Source organism: Salinicola tamaricis, from assembly GCF_003006155.1.
Classification (GTDB): domain Bacteria; phylum Pseudomonadota; class Gammaproteobacteria; order Pseudomonadales; family Halomonadaceae; genus Salinicola; species Salinicola tamaricis.
The window spans coordinates 2,941,773-2,961,952 of the sequence record NZ_CP023559.1 but is presented as its reverse complement, the minus strand read 5'-3'; the positions used below and the strand labels follow the sequence as shown (position 1 = coordinate 2,961,952).

Sequence of the window (20,180 nt, the reverse complement as noted above, 5' to 3'; positions counted from 1 at the left end):
CGTGACTGTCGACGGCCTCGAAGCCAACGCCACCTGGGAGTACTCCACCGACGGCGGCACCACCTGGACCACCGGAACCGGCACCAGCTTCGAGTTGGGTGAGTCAAGCTACGCCGATGGTTGTGCAGGTACGCCAGACCGATACCGCGGGCACATAAGCCCTGTCGATAGTCTGGGCCCGATCACGGTCGACCTTAGCGGCCCCCCACACCGACGATCTCGCTGGCCAACGACACCGGCGCGGATATCGCCGACGGCATCACCAATGATGCCACGGTCAATGTCACTGATCTGGAAGCCAACGCCACCTGGGAGTACTCCACCGACGGCGGCACCACCTGGACCGCTGGCACCGGCACCAGCTTTGAGCTGAGTGAAGGGACCTATGCCGATGGGGATGTACAGGTACGCCAGATCGATGTCGCCGGCAACTAGTCCGGTAGAGAGTCTGGGCACGGTAGTCGTGGACCTCAGCGCCCCGACTGCACCAACGATATCGCTGGCCAACGACACCGGCGCAGATATCACCGACGGCATCACCAACGACGCCACCGTGGCCGTCGACGGTCTCGAAGCCAACGCCACCTGGGAGTACTCCACCGACGGTGGCACCACTTGGACCACCGGAACCGGTACCAGCTTCGACCTAGGTGAAGGGACTTATGCCGATGGGGATGTACAAGTTCGTCAGACCGATGTCGCTGGCAACACCAGCTTGGTTGGCAACCTGGGCCCGGTAGTCGTGGACCTTAGCGCACCGACCGCACCGACGATCTCGCTGACCAATGACACCGGCGCAGATATCACCGATGGCATTACCAACGATGCCTCCGTGACTGTCGACGGCCTGGAAGCCAACGCTACCTGGGAGTACTCGACCGACGGTGGTTCGACCTGGATCACTGGCACCGGCACCAGCTTTGAGCTGAGTGAAGGGACCTATTCCGATGGTGATATACAGGTACGCCAGACCGATATCGCGGGCAATATCAGCCCTGTCAATAGTCTGGGAGCAATCACCGTCGATTTGAGCGCACCTGTCGCACCGACGATCTCGCTGGCCAATGATACCGGCGCGGATATCGCCGACGGCATCACCAATGATGCCACCGTGACTGTCGACGGCCTGGAACCCAACGCCACCTGGGAATACTCCACCGACGGCGGCACCACTTGGTCCACTGGCACCGGCACCAGCTTCGAGCTGGCTGAAGGGACTTATGCCGATGGCGATGTGCAAGTTCGTCAGACCGATGTCGCGGGCAATATCAGTCCGGTCGATAGTCTGGGGCCGATCACGGTCGACTTGAGCGCGCCCACCGCACCAACGATCTCACTGGCCAACGACACCGGCGCGGATATCGCCGATGGCATCACCAGCGATGCCACGGTCAATATCACTGATCTGGAAGCCAACGCCACCTGGGAGTACTCCACCGACGGCGGCACCACCTGGACCATGGGCACCGGCGCCAGCTTCGAGCTGGCTGAAGGCACCTATGCCGATGGGGATGTGCAGGTACGTCAGACCGATGTCGCCGGCAATGTCAGCGCGACCGATAGTCTGGGGCCGATCACCATCGACCTGAGCGCACCGACCGCGCCGACGCTCTCGCTGGCCAATGACACCGGCGCGGATATTACCGATGGCATCACCAATGATGCCACCGTGACTGTCGACGCCCTGGAACCCAACGCTACCTGGGAGTACTCCACCGACGGCGGCACCACCTGGTCCAGTGGTACCGGCACCAGTTTCGAGCTGGCTGAAGGGACCTATGCCGATGGGGATGTGCAGGTGCGCCAGAGCGATGTCGCGGGCAACGTCAGCCCGGCCGGTAATCTGGGCCCGGTAGTCGTGGACCTTAGCGAACCCACCGCACCGACAATCTCGCTGGCCAACGACACCGGCGCGGATATCACCGACGGCATCACCAACGATGCCACGGTCAATGTGACTGATCTGGAAGCCAACGCCACCTGGGAGTACTCCACCGACGGCGGCACCACCTGGACCATGGGCACCGGCGCCAGCTTCGAGCTGGCTGAAGGCACCTATGCCGATGGGGATGTGCAGGTACGTCAGACCGATGTCGCCGGCAATGTCAGCGCGACCGATAGTCTGGGGCCGATCACCATCGACATGAGCGCACCGACCGCGCCGACGCTCTCGCTGGCCAACGATACCGGCGCGGATATCACCGATGGCATCACCAATGATGCCACCGTGACTGTCGACGGCCTGGAACCCAACGCTACCTGGGAGTACTCCACCGACGGCGGTACCACCTGGTCCAGTGGTACCGGCACCAGTTTCGAGCTGGGTGAAGCGACCTACGCCGACGGTGATGTGCAGGTGCGTCAGACCGATGTCGCCGGCAATAGCAGCGTGGGTAATCTCGGCCCCGTCACCGTCGATCTCACACCGCCTCCCGCGCCTACCATCGATCCGACCAACGGGCAGATCATCACCGGCTCTGCCGAGCCCAATAGCACAATCACGTTGCGCGATGGCGATGATGCGTTCATTGGAGAGGTCACTGTCAATGCCAACGGTAACTGGTCATTCCAGCCAGCGACTCCCCTCGCCGATGCAACGCAGGTACAGGCCACGGCGACAGACGTGGCAGGCAATGCCGGCGGTACCGACTCTCGAAATGTGGATGTCAACCTCGACGATACGACGCCACCGCCTACACCCATGATCGACTTCGCGGTCGACGACGTGGACCCTGTCGGAAATCTCGCCAATGGCGACAGCACCGACACGACGCCCACCTTGAGAGGGAGCGCGGAAGCTAGCAGCACAGTCACGATTTTCCTGGACGGAACTCAGCTAGACACGGTAATCGCTGATGACACCGGCAACTGGAGCTACACACCGGCAGCGCTTGGCGAAGGCAGCTATGACTTCACGATCACCGCGACCGACGCCGCGGGCAACACGTCAGCGGAGAGCGCACCATTCTCGCTGAGCGTCGATCTCAGCGCTCCCGACGCCCCGACGATCTCTCTGGCCAACGATACCGGCGCGGATATCGCCGATGGCATCACCAGCGATGCCTCGGTCAATGTCGATGACCTGGAAGCCAACGCCACCTGGGAGTACTCCACCGACGGAGGCACCACCTGGACCATGGGCACCGGTGCCAGCTTCGAGCTGGCTGAAGGCACCTATGCCGATGGGGATGTGCAGGTTCGCCAGACCGATATCGCGGGCAATATCAGCCCTGTTGATAGCCTGGGCCCAGTAGTCGTAGACCTCAGCGCCCCGACTGCACCAACGATCTCACTGGCCAACGATACCGGCGCGGATATCACCGACGGCATCACCAATGATGCCACCGTGACTGTCGACGGCCTCGAAGCCAATGCTACCTGGGAGTACTCCACCGACGGCGGCACCACCTGGTCCACTGGCACTGGTACCAGCTTCGAGCTGGCTGAAGGGACCTACGCCGATGGCGATGTGCAGGTTCGCCAGACCGATGTCGCGGGCAACGTCAGCCTGGTCGATAACCTGGGGCCAATCACCGTCGACTTGAGCGAGCCCCTCGCACCGACGATCTCGCTGGCCAATGACACTGGCGCAGATATCACCGATGGCATTACCAGCGATGCCACCGTGACTGTCGACGGCCTGGAACCCAACGCCACTTGGGAGTACTCCACCGACGGCGGCACCACCTGGTCCACTGGCACTGGTACCAGCTTCGAGCTGGCTGAAGGGACCTACGCCGATGGCGATGTGCAGGTTCGCCAGACCGATGTCGCGGGCAACGTCAGCCTGGTCGATAACCTGGGGCCAATCACCGTCGACTTGAGCGAGCCCCTCGCACCGACGATCTCGCTGGCCAATGACACTGGCGCGGATATCACCGATGGCATTACCAACGATGCCACCGTGACTGTCGACGGCCTGGAAGCCAACGCCACCTGGGAGTACTCGACCGACGGTGGCACTAGTTGGACTACCGGAACCGGCACCAGCTTCGAGTTGGGTGAAGGGACCTACGCCGACGGTGCTGTGCAGGTCCGCCAGACCGACGTCGCCGGCAATATCAGCCCGGTCGATGCCTTGGGGCCAATTACTGTCGACTTGAGCGAGCCTATTACACCGACGATCTCGCTGGCCAACGACACCGGCGCGGATATCGCCGATGGCATCACCAATGACGCCACCGTGAGTGTTGACGGTCTCGAAGCCAATGCCACTTGGGAATACTCCACTGACGGCGGCACCACTTGGACCACGGGCACCGGCACCAGCTTCGAGCTGGGTGAAGGGACCTATGACGATGGGGATGTGCAGGTGCGCCAGACCGATGTCACGGGCAACGTCAGCCCTGTCGATAGTCTGGGCACGGTAGTCGTGGACCTCAGTGCCCCGACCGCACCGACGATCTCGCTGACCAATGACACCGGCGCAGATATCACCGATGGCATCACCAACGATGCCACCGTGACTATCGATGGCCTGGAAGCCAACGCTATCTGGGAGTACTCCACCGACGGCGGCACCACCTGGACCACCGGAACCGGCACCAGCTTTGAGCTTGGTGAAGGGACCTATGCCGATGGTGACGTGCAGGTGCGCCAGACCGATGTGGCGGGCAACACCAGCCCAGTCGGCAACCTAGACCCAGTAATCGTCGACGTCAGCACACCGACCGCACCGACGATCTCACTGGCCAACGATACCGGCGCGGATATCACCGACGGCATCACCAACGACGCCACCGTGACCGTCGACGGCCTGGAAACCAACGCCACCTGGGAGTACTCGACCGACGGCGGCACCACCTGGACCGCTGGCACCGGCACCCGTTTCGAGCTGGCTGAAGGCACCTATGCCGATGGGGATGTGCAGGTACGCCAGACCGATGTCGCGGGCAACACCAGCCCAGTCGGCAACCTGGGCCCAGTGCAGGTGGATCTCACGGCACCCACCATCGAAGACACCGCGATAGCGACCTCGGAGTCCGAGCTGTTCTTCGTCCCCGCCATCACTACCACCGGCACGCTCGATTTTGCCACTGGCAGCGGCGTGGGTGAGCTGGATATCAGCGCGCCTAGCGGTATCACCAGCGCTGGCGTCAGCGTGAGCTGGAGTCTCACTGAGAACAATGGCACCTACCGACTGACCGGCAGTGCCGGCGGCGCCGAGGTTGCGGTGCTCGAGATCACCAGCGACGGCAGCTACACCTTCACGCAATCGCGTCCGTTCGATCATCTCGCAGCAGGCGCGGACGTGCTCAGCCTTGGCTTCGATATCGCGGTCACCGACCTGGCCGGTAACCTCGGCAGCGGCACGCTGACCTTCGATGTCGAGGACGCCACCCCGACCGCGGCAGCGGATCAGGTCTTCGGCCTGGGCACTGAGAGCACCTCGGCGAGCGGTACCCTGGTGGCCAGTTTCGGCGCCGATGGCGGCTATGTGCAAAGCCTCGGTATCGGCGGCTACACACTGACCTATGACCCGGACAGCGCCAGTGTCACCACCAGCGGTAGCGATACCTTCGCACTGCAGCAGAGCTTCGATGCCGACAGCGGCCAGTTGACCATCGAGATCGGCAACGCCGAGACGCTGATCGTGGACATGACCACCGGCGAGTATCAGTACGGCAGCGTGGCATTGGGTAGCGCACCACAGGTCAGTCTCGATCCGTCGGACGATCTGCTAGGCCTGGTCGGCGTGGATGCGGTCGGCGGACTGGTCTCCAACAGCAGCAACCAGGCCTTCCAGGTATCGGACCCGGACAACGACACCACGCGGGTCGCCATCAATACCGCGACCGGCAGCCTGCTGGGTCTGAACATAGCGGTCGGCAATGCCGGCCTGGCCTTCACCTACTCGCAGACCCTGGCCCAGGCGTTGGGCGTCGATGTCCAGCTGACCAGCAATATCCAGCAGACAACGGTCCTCGGCATACGGATCATTTCGTCGATGAACGCCTCGATCACCCTGACCGGGCTCAATGGCGGCACCATCAGCAACCAGCAGCTCAACGCCCTGCTTTCGACCGTCCGGCTCGAGCAATCCGGGGTCAATATCCTCTCGCTGACCGGCTCCTCGCTGTCGCTCTCCGCCACCGACGCCGTCGGCAATACCAGTACCACCTCCGACACCAGCGGGCTCAACGTCGATCTACTGACCGGTAGTGGGGGTGGGGCCGGCAGCATCATCGACCCGACCGCCACCGCTGGAGACGACGTGCTGGTGGTCGCCAGCGCCAGCGGCAGCCTCTCCGGTGGCGAGGGCAATGACTGGCTGCTGGGCGGTACCGGTGCCAACACCCTGATCGGCGGCGCGGGTAACGATGTGATCATCGGCGGACGTGGCAACGACACCCTGACCGGCGGCGCGGGCAACGACACCTTCCTGTGGCAGTCCGGAGATGCCGGTAGCGTCGGCGCCGCCGCCACCGACACCATCACCGACTTCAGCGCGCAACCCGTGCGCGGTGGCGGTGATCGGCTCGATCTGCGCGGCCTGCTGGAGGGCGGCCGCGCCCGCGGCACCACCGCCGGCAACCTCACCAGCTACCTCTTCTTCGCCCTGGTCGGCGGCACCACCGTGCTCTACGTGAATTCCGAGGGAGCGTTCGCCGACGGCATCACCGAAGCCTCGGCGCAGGCACAGGCGGATCAGGTGATTCGCATCGAAGGTAGCGATCTGGTAGGCGAGTTCGGCGCCAACCAGGCGGCGATCATCAACAATCTGCTGGCCAACGGCAATATGCTGGTCAATCGCGAGACCGTCGATTCCAGCGCCCAGTTGCCGGACCAGACCGTGGTCGACGCGACGGTGGTCGATGGTGACGGCGACACCGACACCACCACCGTGACCGTCGATCGCAACAGCACCGACAGTACCAGCGCCAACGCGCCCATCGTGCAGGCCGACGATGGTTCCCTGCTGGGGCTGCTCGGTGTCGAGGCGCTCGGCATCATCGACCTCGATCAACAGTCGTTCATCGCGCTGGACCCCGATAACGACCTGCGACAGGTGGAGATCACCTATCAGGCACTCGCCGCGCTCTCCCTCGGCAGCGTCGCCTTTACCTACTCGACGGCGATGGCGCAGGCCTTCGGCTATCAGGTGAACGTAGAGACCGGCGCCCTCGCCGGGGTGCTGGTGCCCAATACCACCATCACCATCACTGCGCGCGACGGCGGCACGCTCGACAACCTGGAGATCAACGAATTCCTCGCCACACTGCAGCTCGACACCGGCTCGCTCGATCTAGCCGGGCTGAATCTGGACGCCGGCTTGAGCGCGCTGGGGAGTTTCACCGTCGCCGCCACGGATATCTCCGGCACCACCACCGCAGATGCCGCCGGTAACCTGGTCAGTCTCCAGGCGATCAACCGCCTGCTGGGGCTGGATGGCAGCGACTTCCTGCTCGAAGGTGGCAGCGGCAACGACGTGCTGAACGCCGCTGACAGCGGTCAGCGGCTCTACGGCTACGCCGGCAATGACACCCTCAACGGTGGTGATGGCAATGATCTGCTGAACGCCGGCTCCGGCAATAACGTGCTCAACGGCGGCGCCGGCAACGATCTCCTGATCGGCGGCAACGGCGCCGACACCCTTGATGGCGGCACCGGCGACGACACCATCGTGGTCAGCGGCAACGCCTTCGCCTCGGTCGACGGCGGCGACGGCTTCGACACCCTGGTCCTGGATGGCGGTATCGATCTCGACATGATCGCGGGCGGCATCGGATCGATCGGCAACATCGAGCGGCTCGATCTGGGCAGCGGCGATGGCAGCAGTCGCGCCACGCTCAGCGCTCAGAACGTGCTCGACATGACCGACGACGACAACGTGCTGCAGATCACCGGCGACGAGCAAGACACCCTGAGCGTTCAGGGCGCCACGCTAACCGGCAGCGTAACGCTGGAGGGAACCGCCTATGACCAGTACACCTTTGGCGACGCCACGCTGCAGGTGGAACACAACACCGTCGTCGTGGAGACCTGAATCGGCCGCGTGACTAGCGCAAGGGATCGGGGCGCCAGCCGGCGCCCCGCGAGTCGAATCTGACAGATCGAGAATGCATGCGCAGCTACGCACGACCCCGCGCCATGGCGCCATGCGCGAGACGCGCCCTCGTGGCAGCTCCCCGACACCGGGGACTGTCTTCCGTTTCCACGCTGCTGCTGCTGGCGAGCCTGACACCGCCAGCGGCAGCGGCCAGCCACGCCGGCTGGTGGCAGGCCACGTCGCTGCACTCGGCCACGCCGCCGCGCATCACCCTGCCGGCGCCGGCGTGGTCGGCGTCACCGGTCGCGGCCGGGACGCCGACGCCCCCGCTGGCGGACGTACAGCCGATATCGCCCCCCGCCGGGTTGACCCTGGCCGAGGCGATCCGCCGCGGCCTGGCGATCAACCCATCGGTACGCGCCGCCGTGGCCGATCTCGAGAGCGCGGGTACCGAGGTCGATATCGCCCGCTGGGGCTACTACCCCGAGCTGAGCCTCTCCGCCGGGCCCGAGGACTTCCCCTTCCGCGAGTGGGGTTACGACGCCTCGGCCCGTCAGATGCTCTACGACTGGGGGCGTGTCGAGAGCCAGGTGGAAAATGCCGATGCCGCCGCCCGGGAGGCCCGTCGGGCCCTCGGCGTGGCCGAGGAGAAGGCCGCGCTCGAGATCGCCGAAAACTATCTCGATATTCTCGCCGCCCAGCGTCGGGTGACGCTGACACAGCGCTATATCGACAGCCTCACGGCACTCGACGAGCTGACCCAGGCCCGCGGCCAGCAGGGCTACACCGACCGCAGCGAGCGCGCCCGGGTGGCGCTCGACCTGGCCCAGGCGCGTGATGACCGGATCACCGCCGCCGGCGAGCTGGCCGACGCCCGGCGCCAGTTTCGCGTACTGGTGGGGCTGGCAGCCGACGACCTCACCGCGCCGGACCCGGCCACGCTGACCCGCCGGCTGGAGGCCAGCGGCACCTTGGACGACTGGATCGCCCAGGCGCCCGCCTACCGCCAGGCGCAGGCCAAGGCGGCGCAGGCCAGAGCGACCCTCGATGAAGACCTGGCCGCGCTCAAGCCGCAGCTCAATCTCGAAGGCTCACTGCAGCGGCGCCAGATCGGTGGCGACCTGCAGAACGATTCGGTGATCGGCCTGCGCCTGCGCATGGATACCCTGCAAGGGTTGGCCAGTTTCGAGCGGCCCAAGGCCTCGCGTCAGCGTCTCGAGGCCGCCACCTATCGTATCGAAGAAAGCCGCCGCGAGATTCGGCGCGAAGTCCTGACCCTGATCGAGAACGCCGAGGTCTATCGCCAGCGCCAGCAAGTGCTCGTCGAGCAGGCGCGAGAAGCCGACTCGGTGGGCACGCTCTACCAGGATCAGTTCGGTGTCGGTCTGCGCGATATCAATGACCTGCTGACGATCCGCCAGGAGGCATTCAACGCACGCCGCCAGTTGATCGACGTGGAGAGCCAGCAGAAGCGCATCGAGTATCGCGCCGCCGCCCAGCTCGGCCTGATTCATCCCTTGATCGCCAACGCCCTGCCGCTGCCACCCACCGCCAGCGCGGCAGCCGCCGGGAGTGATGGCGCCATGCGCCGGGAGAGCCTGCCATGACCGCCGATAGCGTCAACGACACCAACAGCACCAACAGCAACAGTAGCGCCGACAGCGACCCGCTGCGCGACGGGTTGGTGCTGCTCTGCGCGCGCCTTGAGCGCCCGACCTCCGTCAGCCAGCTCGGCGATGGCCTGCCGCTGGTCCAGGGCAAGCTGCCGCTGGCAGGTCCCACGCGCGCTACGCCGCGCGGATGTCAGCGCGCGGGTGATGTCGCGCCCGCTGGCCGGTCTCCGGACACCCTGCTGCCGGCGCTGCTGCTGCTCGATGACGGCAGCACGCTGCTGCTGGAAACCCTCGACGACGCCAGCGCCGAGGTCGCCATCCCCGAGACCGGCGGCGGTATCCAGACGCTCAGCCGCGAGACGCTGGAGGCGCGCTACGCCGGCCTGGCGGTCTTCGCCCGCCCGCGCCACCGCCACGACGACCGCGCCGAGGGCTTCGCCAAGGCCACCCCCGAGCACTGGCTCAAGGGGCCGCTGCGCGCCTGCTGGCCAGCCTACGCCGAAGTGGGCATGGCCGCGCTGGCCGCTAATCTGCTGGCGATCTCGACCGCCCTGTTCGCGATGCAGGTCTACGACCGCGTGGTGCCCAACGCGGCCTTCGACACCCTCTGGGTGCTCGCCAGCGGGGTGGCTCTGGCGGTGGTGCTGGAGTTTCGTGCTCAAGGGGCTACGCGCCCACCTGCTCGAGGTGATCGGCAAGCGTCTCGATCTCACCCTCCTCGCGCCTGTTCGCCCAGCGACCCGGCTCAAGCTGGGCGGCCAAACCCGCCTCCACCGTGCCTTCACCAGCCAGGTGCGCGAGTTCGAATCGGTGCGCGAGTTCTTCACCTCGGCCACCGCCGGGGCGATCAGTGACCTGCCCTTCGTGCTGGTCTTCGTACTGCTGATCGCCTGGATCGGTGGGCCCGTAGCCGGGTACCCGTGGCCGCCATCGCGGGATGATTCTTCCCGGGCTGCTGCGCAGCGTCATCGGCGCGTCTGGCGCGGGAGAACCTGCGCGAGGGCGCGGTGCGCAACGGCGTTCTGCTGGAGTCACTGGATCAGCTCGAAACGCTCAAGGCGACCCCGCCCGAAGGGCGCAACCTGGCGCTGTGGGAGTCACTCTCGGCGCAGCTCTCCAGCGCCTCGATCCGCCTGCGCGCCACCCACCAGCTGCTCGGCCACGCCGCCTCGATGCTGCAGCAGCTCGGCTATGTCGGCATCGTCATCGTCGGCGTCATCGCATCAGCGCTGGCGAGATGACCATCGGCGCGCTGATCGCCTGCTCGATCCTGGGCTCACGGGCAATTGCACCGATGGCCCAGACCAGCGCCCTGCTGGCACGCTGGCAGCACGTCAAAGCAGCGATAGAAGGACTGGACGAGATGATGCGGGCGCCCACCGAGAGTGGCAGCGGCCAGCGCGTGCGCAAACCTGCACAGGCGACTACCGTCTGGAGGAGATCGTGGTGCGCCACGGGGAGACGCCCCGCCGGCGCTGCAGATTCCGGAGCTACGCCTGGAAGCGGGCGCCCGAGTGGCGCTGCTCGGCGGTAACGGCGCCGGCAAGTCGACCCTGCTGCGGCTGCTCTCCGGCTTCGCCGAACCGCAGGGTGGCCGGTGTGCTGGACGACGTCAACCTGGCACAGATCGACACCGCCGACCGCGCCGTGCCATCGGCTACCTGCCTCAGGATATCGCGCTGTTCTACTACGGCACCCTACGCGACAACCTCACCCTGGATGGCGGCGGCTACAGCGACGACGAGCTGTTCCAGGCCCTCGACGGGGTCGGCCTGGGCCGTTTCGTACCGCACATCCGCTGGGGCTGGAGCTGCCGATCGCCTCCAGCGGCAGCGTCTCCGGCGGCCAGCGCCAGGCGATCGGGCTGGCGCGACTGATCCTGCAGGATCCGCGTATCGTGCTGCTCGACGAGCCCACCGCCGCCTTCGACCAGGCCAGCGAGAAGCACACCGTGGCGTTTCTGCAGCGCTGGATGAGCGGACGCACGCTGGTCGTCTCGACCCACAAGCGGCCGCTGCTGGCGCTCACCGAGCGGGCTATCGTGCTGCGCGACGGCCGGCTCGCCAACCAGGGCAGCATCGAGCAAATGGTGTCGGGCAACCAGGTCGCGGGTAAACGGGAGGCCAGCTGATGTCGACACACTACGAGGACGCACGCCTGCGCCGCGAACTGGGGGACCCCAGCGAGAGCCTGCGCCACCCGCTGGCGCGCCCCACCCTGTGGGTCGTGCTGCTGGCGCTGGCGAGCTTCATCGGCTGGGCGGCCTGGGCCGAGATCGCCGTGGTCACCCATGGCGAGGGCCGGGTGGTACCGGTCAGCCGCATCCAGACGATCCAGAGCCTGGAGGGCGGCATCATCGCGCGCATCCCGGTCAAGGAGGGGGATATCGTCGACGGGGCCAGTGCTGGTGCAGCTCAACGGCACACGCTTCGAAAGCGCCTACCGCGAGACCCGCAATCAGGTGGTCGCGCTGCAGGCGACCGTAGCGCGGCTGCAGTCGGAGGTGCTCGAACGCGAGGCGATCGAGTTCCCCACCGAGATCGACCCGGACAGCTCGCTGGCCCAGTCAGAGCGCGAGCTGTTTCGCGCCCGGCGCGACAAGCTGCGTGCTGCCACCGCCTCGCTCGAGCATGAGATCGGCATGGCCAACCGCCGGCTCGAGCTGATCGAGCCGCTGGTGGCGCGTCAGGCGGTGAGTCAAATGGAGGCACTACAGCTGCGCCAGGATATCGCCTCGCTGCGCGGCAAGCGCGCCGAAATCCAGAACAGTTACGTGCAGGATGCCTACACCGAGCTGACCGACAAGAAAGGCGAACTCGCCTCCCTCGAGCAGGTGCTGGTGCAGAAGCGCGATCAGTTCGAGCGCACCGAGATCCGCTCACCGGTGCATGGCCGGGTCAACGCCATCAATTACACCACGCGTGGCGGCGTGGTACCGCCGGGAGAGACGATCATGGAGGTGATCCCGCTCGAGGACCGGCTGCTGATCGAAGCCAAGATCCAGCCCAGCGACGTCGCCTTTCTCGCCCCCGGCATGCCCGCCAGCGTCAAGATCACCGCTTACGACTACACCATCTACGGCGACCTGCGCGGCAGCGTGGAGCAGATCAGTGCCGACACCATCGAGGAGGAGACGCCGCGCGGCAAGGAGTCCTACTACAAGGTCTATATTCGCACCGACAGCGGCTCGCTCGATCACGGCCGCGAGGCGCTGCCGATCATCCCCGGCATGATCGCCCAAGTGGATATCCAGACCGGTGTACGCAGCGTGATGGACTATCTGCTCAAGCCACTACTCAAGGCGAAGCTCTACTGACCCGCCCCACACGGTGGCGAACCGGGAGGCGTCGGTAGCGACGGCTCCCGGTTCGGGTAGCGAGGTTTTCAGGGCAGAGATCTTGAAGAACTGGGGTTTTGAAGAGCTGAGCTTTTGAAGAGCTGAGGTTCTGGAAAGGAAGTGCGAGATCGACGCGTCTAGACCCGAGGTGCGAGAGCCGCGGCCAGAGACGCGTGACTCGAACCGCTCAGCCGTGCCGCGCCAGCCATTGCCGCACTTCCTGGCGCAGCGCCTCGTCCGAAGCTCTACCCTTGCGCGCCTGCCCTTCCATAGCCCGTTCGGCGTACAGACGGGCCTCGGCGTGCTGGCCCTGATCTTCCAGGTACTGCGCATAGTAGAAGTTGGTATCGATGCCATCGGGGCGAATCTCCACGGCGCGCTTCAACAGCTCCCCCGCCTTGTCGTCGTCGCCGAAGGCGATGGGCCAGCCCGGCGCGTGCTGATAGAGCGCGCCAAGCGTGACATAGGCCGAGCCATTCTCGCCCTGGGGATCGATCTGGATCGCCCGCTCCAGCGACTTGCGCGCCTGCTTGGCCAGATCCAGCGCCCCCAGGCCACCCTTGGCCTTGGCGTAGGAGGCCAGGACCACGCCCTGCGCTGTCAGCACATGGGCATTATCGGGGTAGCGCTGCGCCAGCGCATCGACCTCCTTGACCAGGCTCTCGAATGCACGCTGCTGGGCATCCCCCTGCATCTCGTACTCGACGTTGCCCCAGCGCTGCATCAGCGGGAAGAGTTCGTTCTGCTGGGCTGCGGCGCTGCCGATCAGCCCCGCGCTAAGCACTACCCCAGCGGTGATGCCCATCATCGTCTTGGCAAAGCGTGGCATGAGTCGTCGCTCCGGTTGCGATCCTGGGAAAAATCTAACGAGCGTTTGAATGCACGGCCATTGTGTTTTAGTCGCATGCGGCGCCGAGGGATCTCACGCGCGTGGTCGCGGCGCCGTTCGATGCGTTAATCTAGATAGCCAGCCACTGTCAGCCCCCTCCAGAGACAACGCATGCAAGGACGCAACATGACCCGCTGGCGCGATCCCAAGACGGATCCGCGCCAGGAGAAAAAGAGCAACCTGATCACACCCCAGGGTTATGCTCGATTGCAGGGTATTCATGACCATCTCTCGCGGGTCAAGCGCCCTCAGCTCTCGGCCAAGGTTGGCGAAGCCGCCGCGCTGGGCGACCGCAGCGAGAATGCCGACTACACCTATAACAAGAAAGAACTCAATCGCGTCATCGCGCGAATCCGCTATCTGCGCAAGCGCCTCGATGAATTGCAGGTGGTCGATCGCTTGCCCGCAGACACTGGCAAGGTCTACTTCGGCGCTTTCGTCACCCTAGAGGACGATGACGGTGAGGCGCTGTCGATCCGTCTGGTCGGGCACGACGAGACCGACACCGACAAGCACTGGATCAGTATCGACGCCCCGCTGGCTCAGGCGGCGCTGGGAAAGGCGCTGGACGACGACGTGGTGGTCGCCGCACCGGGTGGCGAGACCCACTACATCATCACGGCGATCGACTACGCCCCCGGCTGAGTCGGGCCCCTACTAGATAGAGCCGCCTTCAAATTGATCAGCAACGGCCGATATGACGTCCTGCAGGGGCGGCGGCGGCCAGGCCCGACACTCATGAGGAGCTTGCCATGTCAGCGCTCTCCGACCCTCATCAGACCTCGGTGCTGTTCGCGCGTCAGCCTATCTTCGACAGCTCGCGCGAGATCGTCGCCTTCGAGCTGCTGTTCCGCCCCACCGACGGCGGCCCCATGCCGCTGCCGTTCGACGGCAACCGCGCCACCAGCACGGTGCTGCTCAACGCCTTCACCCAGGGCGACCTGAAGACCGTGGGCCAGGGCAAGCAGCTCTATGTCAACTTCACCGCCGATACCCTGGCCGGCGAGATTCCTTTCGACAACGTGCACATGGTGGTGGAGATCCTCGAAGACACGCCCTGCACCGAAGCCGTATGCCAGCGGCTCATCGCCCTGAAGGCCGAGGGCTTCACCCTGGCGCTGGACGACTATACCGAGCACGATGCCACCCACCCCTTCCTGCCGCTGGTGGATGTCGTCAAGCTGGAGTACCCGCACTACTCCAATGAGGAGTTCTACCAGATCATCTCCCTGCTGCGCCGACACCACCCGCATCTCAAGCTGCTGGCCGAGAAGCTCGAGACCGAAGCGGAGCTGGAACACTGCCTGGCCGCCGGCTGCGACTATTTTCAGGGCTACTTCCTGGCACGCCCGCAGATCGTTCACGGCAAGCCGGTGACCACCGCCCGCCTGACCATTCTCAAGCTGATCACCGAGCTCAATCAGCCCGATATCAGTACTCGCCATGTCGCCGCGACGATCGAGCGTGATCCGGCGCTCGGCATGCGCCTGCTGCGCCTGGTCAATACCACGCAGTACCAGCGCGCCGGCGAGATCGACTCGCTGCACCAGGCGGTGACGCTGATCGGCACTCAGCGCGTCCGCAGCCTGGCCACGCTGCTGGCGCTCAGCGAGCTGAACGACAAACCCCACTCGCTGCGCCAGCTGGCGCTGACACGGGCCAGCCTGTGCCGGGAGCTGGCGATCGAGGACCCGCAGCTCTCCGAACGTGCCTTCATCGTCGGCCTGTTCTCCTACCTGGAGGCGTTCTTCGATCGCCCGCTGAAGGACCTGGTCGCCATCCTGCCGCTGCACGCCTCGATCAACGCCGCCCTGCTGCAGCAGGAAGGTCCGCTGGGCGCGCTACTCGACACCGCGATCAAGCTGGAGCACGGCGACTGGAACGACATTCCCTGGACACGCCTGCGCGATCTCGGCATCCGCCCCATCGACGTCAGCGCCGCCAACCAGCGCTCGCTGAAATTCGTCGGCGAACTGCAGGCTAGCGGCGGCTTTTGACCGCACGGTAGACCCGATAGCGGCGATCATCGGCGAGGGTCTCGAACTCGCCGAACGCCGCCGTCAGCCAGTCGGGATAGGGCAGAAAGGCATTGACCACCAGCAGCAGTACCCCGCCAGTCTCGAGATGCGCCGGCGCCTCCTCGATCAGGCGCGCCGCCGGGCCATAGTCGACCGCCCGCTCCTGATGGAACGGCGGATTGCTGACGATCAGCGCAAAGCGCTCCGGCACTGCCTGGAACACGTCGCTCTGGCGTGCCTCCCCCGCAAGCTGATTGAGCGCCAGGGTGCGCTGGGTCGCCGCCACCGCAAAGGCACTGACATCGGTGGCTGTCACCGCCTGGCCACGGCGCGAAAGCCACGCCGCCAGGATGCCGTCGCCGCAGCCGATATCCAGGGTGGGTCCACCGGGCAGCTCACCGCGGTCGGCGAGTGTTTCCAGCGTCTCCAGGAGCAGCCGGGTGCCATCATCGAGCTTGCCATGGCCGAACACCCCAGGGTGGGTAGCCAGCAACAGCCCGTGGGTCTCGAACTGCTCCCAGCCGGCCTCCGGGTCGGGCGCGCCCTCTCCCGCCTCGGTCGCGAACAAGGTACAGCGACGAGCGTTATCCAGCTTGCGGCAGGCGTGCGCCATGGCCGCGAGCACCTTGGGCACACGCTTGATCCCGCCCTGATGCTCACCGACGATCTGGATCGGGGTGCCGGCGGGCAGGGTCGCGCTCAGGGTGCGTAACCACCACTCGCCCAGGGCGTGGCTCTTGGGCCAGAAGAGCACCGCACCGGGGGGCGTCAGCGGCGGCAGCGTCAGCCCCGCATGGGCCTCGCGCCCCGCCGCACGCCACGCGTTCACCACGCCGAGATCGGCGCTCCACACCACGCCCTCGCCGCTCTCCAGCCAGCTATCCCGCGGTGGCGCCACCCACAGCCAGCCGCGGTAGTCCGCGTCCTGGCGCGCCAACAGTTCACACGGGGGCGTTTGTGCCTTCATCGGCTCTCTCCTTGAAGATGCGCGTCTCGGGGGTGTTCGCCCCGCTCAGACGCAGCGGTCAGCCGGCGATCCTCGGCCGACCCCGCGGGGCGAATCAGATAGTGTAGATAGCGGCCCAGACGCCAGTGCGGCTCGGTCTCGCAGTAGCGGCGCTCCAGCGCAATCAGCTTGGTCAGGTCGGCCTCGCTGGGCTCGCGCTCGCGCAGGTAGTCATGGAAGATGCGCACCCCGGCGACACGCTCGATCTCGAGCCCGCAGGCCTCGCACCAGTTCACGATATCGGCATGTGTCAGCGGCGAGATCGGCGTTAGCCGCTGGCGCTGACCGGTGCCGGACAGGCGATCCTCCAGGGCCTTGTCGAGATTGCCCTTGACCACGTTGGAGAAGCGCAGCGCATCGCGGTTGAACACCATCAGCGACAGCCGCCCCTGCGGCGCCAGCAGTGCCGCGAGCTGGCGCAGCCCGGCTTCCGGGTCGGCCAGCCACTCCAGCACCGCATGACACACGACCAGCGGCCACGGCCCAGGGGCAAGCTCGCCGAGCGCCTGCAGCGGCGCCTGCAGAGGCTGCACCGGAATATCCGACGGGGTTTGCGCCAATGTCTCTCGAGCCCGGGCCAGCATCTCGGCGGAGGGCTCCGCCAGGGTAACCCGGTGCCCCCGCGCGGCGAGCCAAGCGCTCATCTGGCCCAGGCCACCGCCCACGTCCAGCGCCGCCGAACCCTCCGCCGGCAGCGCCTGCTCCAGCAGCGGCGTCAGCACCGCCAGGCGGATACGTCCGCGCGCGGTGGCATACAGGCTGGAGGCGAACTTGTCGGCCAGACCATCGAAGATACGGTCCTGGGCCACCGGCACATCGTTGCCATGAAGGCCAACTGCACTATCGGCGCGATCAGACATGAAAAAGGTCGAACATGAACGGGCGAGCCCTGCATCCAGGAAAGCCGGGCATTGTAGCAATGCCCAAGGCGGGCGTCCCGGCGCGGCGGTCATGAGGCTATTGCCAAGGCGTATTTCCCCGCATCGACACGAGCTGGCAAGATAGCGCGCCTTCGATTCCACCCGTGAACCCACACATGGCGATACCTACCCCATGGTGAAGCAATATCTGAGCAAGATGAAAGGCGCCCCGGTCTCGCGCCCTGCCCCCAACTGGCGCGACGCGCTGTGGTCCTGGCTCGGCGCCTTTCTGGGCATGGCCGGCGTGGGCTGGCTCAGCACCCAGGCGGCCCAGGCTCATCCGCTGCTGATGGTCGGCTCATTCGGCGCCACCTCGGTGCTGCTCTACGCCGCGCCGGAGAGCCCGCTGGCCCAGCCGCGCAATGTGCTCGGCGGCAACGTGCTCTCGGCGCTCTGCGGCTTCGTCACCTGGTCTGTACTGGGGGATGGCTGGATCGCCGCCGCGGTCGCGGTCTCCACCGCCATCCTGCTGATGCAGCTCACCCACACCCTGCACCCGCCCGGCGGCGCCACGGCGCTGATCGCGGTGATCGGCTCGGGGGACCTGCACCAGCTCGGCTGGATCTACGCCTTCTTCCCGGTCGGCCTCGGCTGCATCCTGATGCTCAGCGTGGCGGTGGTGATCAATAACCTCGCCCGGCACCGGCGCTATCCGCAGCACTGGTGGTGAGGCAGCCCAGACGTTTCCCAAACCGCAGATGACGAGCGCATCTGCGGATCTCTCTCAAACACCCCACTCTTCGGCGGTGATGGCGTAGCGCTCGTGGTCGCGCCATTCGCCATCGATGCGCAGGTAGCGCGGCGAGAAGCCTTCATGGCGAAAGCCCAGGGATTGCACCAGACCGATCGAGCGGCGGTTGGCAGGTTGAATATTGGCCTCCAGCCGATGCAGGCCGTGCCTATCGAAGGCACGGGTGATCACCTCGCCCAGCGCCTGCTTCATCCATCCCCGGCCCTGGTGCGGCGTAAAGCCGTAATAGCCTAAGTAAGCGGATTGCAGCGCACCGCGGACGATCTCATTCAGATTGACGCAGCCGATCAGGCTGCCATCGGGGGCGATGGCGAGGTAGCTCACGTGGGTCTCCGCCGCGTAGCGGGAGAGAAAATCGGCGTAGGCTTGCGGCGTTGCCGGCGGAAAGACCCAGCCATCCAGCAGTGGCTGGCTGTGCCGAACGGCGGCCAGAAAGGCCGACTGGTGCGCTTGCGTGGGGTGAACGAGTGTCAGCGTCATGGGGGGCGGGCCTTTTCGAGATCCAGCCTGCCCCTGCGGGCGTTATCGAGCCGGTTAGAGGTTTGCGGGGCTGAAACGAAAATACCCGGCCCAAGGGGCCGGGTTCAAACGCAGGCCCAATCGGGCACCCACACAGGATAACGAATCTGACCGCCCGCCATAGGACCAGTTTTCTAAGACTATCTGGTCCAACTTTGTAAGAGATCTCGCACAAGGCGAGGGTCGATGACTACCCTAAGCCGCCTGGGGCCGCTTGCCGAGCGGGGTCTGCGCGCTCGATGGCGCAGTGGGAGCCGGTCAAGGGCGAGCAGTCTGGGAAGGTAGGTGCAGCGTCAGAGAAGGTCGGTAGCCGAATTGCTAAACGCCATCGCTGCTCGGTGTGCATGAGCATTCCGCACATTATTATTGAGCAGACGCCCGATAGGATTCGATTCTTTAAACTAAGCGACTGTTAGAAAAGGAAAAACCCATACAATGACAGCTTTAGCATACCACTTGATATACCGTACATTCTTATACGGCTTCTCATGGGGCTACCTAATTCGTTACAGCGCGATAGGGCTGGCGGCTCACGGCTAGGAGTAGACATTAAGCTGGAGCCGATATAACGCCTGAGTTCCATTTTCGCCCGAAGCGCTCTAGGCGGTCAGCCGCAGCGCCTCGCTATATTTCATACGCCATAAAATTTCGAAATAGCCGAACCAAGAATATTGCATGCTACAGCGATGCCAACGCCCCAACCGCCGCCCGCAGCTTTAGCGACCATCTTGGCGACCCATCCGCTTACTGCTGGCCCAAAGTCGCTACCAGCAGGTGGTCTATCGGGGTCGGAACGAACAGCAACTTCAAATTTCGTCAACATCAGAATCTTCTGACTTCTTGCCCTCGAAGATAGTTGGCTAACGACTCGGAATTACCAGGAGTTACCGTCATGCTCAATTGCTGTAAAACCGAGCTGCCCGTGACGTCACCGAATACTCCTTGAAAACTTTTGATACTTACCGAAGAACTATTGAAATATTTTTGCTTTTCTTCCTGCGCCCCCTTGCCAGGCATGCCTTTTGCATCAATACTAAATGACCAGCCGAGCAGCTTAGCTCGAACTTCCTATAAACTCATGCTATTTGATTAGCACCCAGCACCGTATTGGCTTCAGCTTTGCGGACCCGGGCTGCA

Annotated in this window: 14 protein-coding genes; 10 read left to right on the top strand and 4 right to left on the bottom strand. The window is 65.1% G+C overall.

Annotation, left to right across the window (positions count from 1 at the left end):
* Positions 1-418 precede the first annotated feature (418 nt).
* The 7 genes from CN538_RS13655 to CN538_RS13640 all read left to right on the top strand — a co-directional run bounded on the left by CN538_RS13655 (position 419) and on the right by CN538_RS13640 (position 12,919).
* Complete coding sequence (locus CN538_RS13655) at positions 419-7,987, top strand: Ig-like domain-containing protein (protein ID WP_129591375.1); 7,569 nt, start codon at positions 419-421, stop codon at positions 7,985-7,987.
* 131 nt (positions 7,988-8,118) lie between these two features.
* Complete coding sequence (locus CN538_RS13650) at positions 8,119-9,597, top strand: TolC family protein (RefSeq protein ID WP_164999606.1); 1,479 nt, start codon at positions 8,119-8,121, stop codon at positions 9,595-9,597.
* A complete protein-coding gene (locus tag CN538_RS21205; protein WP_207233506.1) occupies positions 9,594-10,457 on the top strand; it encodes a type I secretion system permease/ATPase in 864 nt (287 codons plus the stop codon). Before CN538_RS13650 ends, CN538_RS21205 begins: the two co-directional genes overlap by 4 nt.
* A gap of 153 nt (positions 10,458-10,610) precedes the next feature.
* Complete coding sequence (locus tag CN538_RS21200) at positions 10,611-10,844, top strand: 6TM ABC transporter family protein (protein ID WP_207233505.1); 234 nt, start codon at positions 10,611-10,613, stop codon at positions 10,842-10,844.
* Positions 10,845-10,988: 144 nt separating this feature from the next.
* Positions 10,989-11,480: an ATP-binding cassette domain-containing protein gene (locus CN538_RS23080; RefSeq protein WP_242495116.1), complete on the top strand. Its 492-nt coding sequence runs from the start codon at positions 10,989-10,991 to the stop codon at positions 11,478-11,480.
* The gene (locus CN538_RS23075) at positions 11,402-11,734 is read left to right on the top strand and encodes an ATP-binding cassette domain-containing protein (protein ID WP_277985175.1); all 333 of its coding nucleotides are present in this window, start codon (positions 11,402-11,404) and stop codon (positions 11,732-11,734) included. Before CN538_RS23080 ends, CN538_RS23075 begins: the two co-directional genes overlap by 79 nt.
* A gap of 270 nt (positions 11,735-12,004) precedes the next feature.
* A complete protein-coding gene (locus CN538_RS13640; protein ID WP_207233503.1) occupies positions 12,005-12,919 on the top strand; it encodes an HlyD family type I secretion periplasmic adaptor subunit in 915 nt (304 codons plus the stop codon).
* Between the two features lie 208 nt (positions 12,920-13,127).
* Here CN538_RS13640 and CN538_RS13635 read toward each other — a convergent pair whose 3' ends face one another.
* Entirely contained in the window at positions 13,128-13,769 is a 642-nt protein-coding gene (locus CN538_RS13635) for a tetratricopeptide repeat protein (protein ID WP_106419788.1), read from the bottom strand.
* A gap of 171 nt (positions 13,770-13,940) precedes the next feature.
* Between CN538_RS13635 and greB the strand changes: the two genes are divergently transcribed.
* The gene (gene greB / locus CN538_RS13630) at positions 13,941-14,474 is read left to right on the top strand and encodes a transcription elongation factor GreB (RefSeq protein WP_106419787.1); all 534 of its coding nucleotides are present in this window, start codon (positions 13,941-13,943) and stop codon (positions 14,472-14,474) included.
* 107 nt (positions 14,475-14,581) lie between these two features.
* A complete protein-coding gene (locus CN538_RS13625) occupies positions 14,582-15,826 on the top strand; it encodes an EAL and HDOD domain-containing protein (RefSeq protein ID WP_106419786.1) in 1,245 nt (414 codons plus the stop codon).
* Here CN538_RS13625 and CN538_RS13620 read toward each other — a convergent pair.
* Entirely contained in the window at positions 15,810-16,814 is a 1,005-nt protein-coding gene (locus CN538_RS13620; RefSeq protein WP_106419785.1) for a methyltransferase, read from the bottom strand. The genes CN538_RS13625 and CN538_RS13620 overlap by 17 nt on opposite strands.
* On the bottom strand, positions 16,811-17,713 hold the full coding sequence (locus tag CN538_RS13615) for a methyltransferase domain-containing protein (protein ID WP_106419784.1): 903 nt from the start codon (positions 17,711-17,713) through the stop codon (positions 16,811-16,813). The genes CN538_RS13620 and CN538_RS13615 overlap by 4 nt, the downstream gene beginning before the upstream one ends.
* Positions 17,714-17,906: 193 nt before the next feature.
* On the opposite strand from CN538_RS13615, the gene CN538_RS13610 reads away from it, so the two are divergent.
* Positions 17,907-18,443: an HPP family protein gene (locus CN538_RS13610; protein ID WP_106419783.1), complete on the top strand. Its 537-nt coding sequence runs from the start codon at positions 17,907-17,909 to the stop codon at positions 18,441-18,443.
* 54 nt (positions 18,444-18,497) lie between these two features.
* On the opposite strand, the gene CN538_RS13605 is transcribed toward CN538_RS13610, so the two are convergent.
* Positions 18,498-19,004, bottom strand: coding sequence for a GNAT family N-acetyltransferase (locus CN538_RS13605; RefSeq protein WP_106419782.1), 507 nt, complete (start codon positions 19,002-19,004; stop codon positions 18,498-18,500).
* Positions 19,005-20,180: the final 1,176 nt, after the last annotated feature.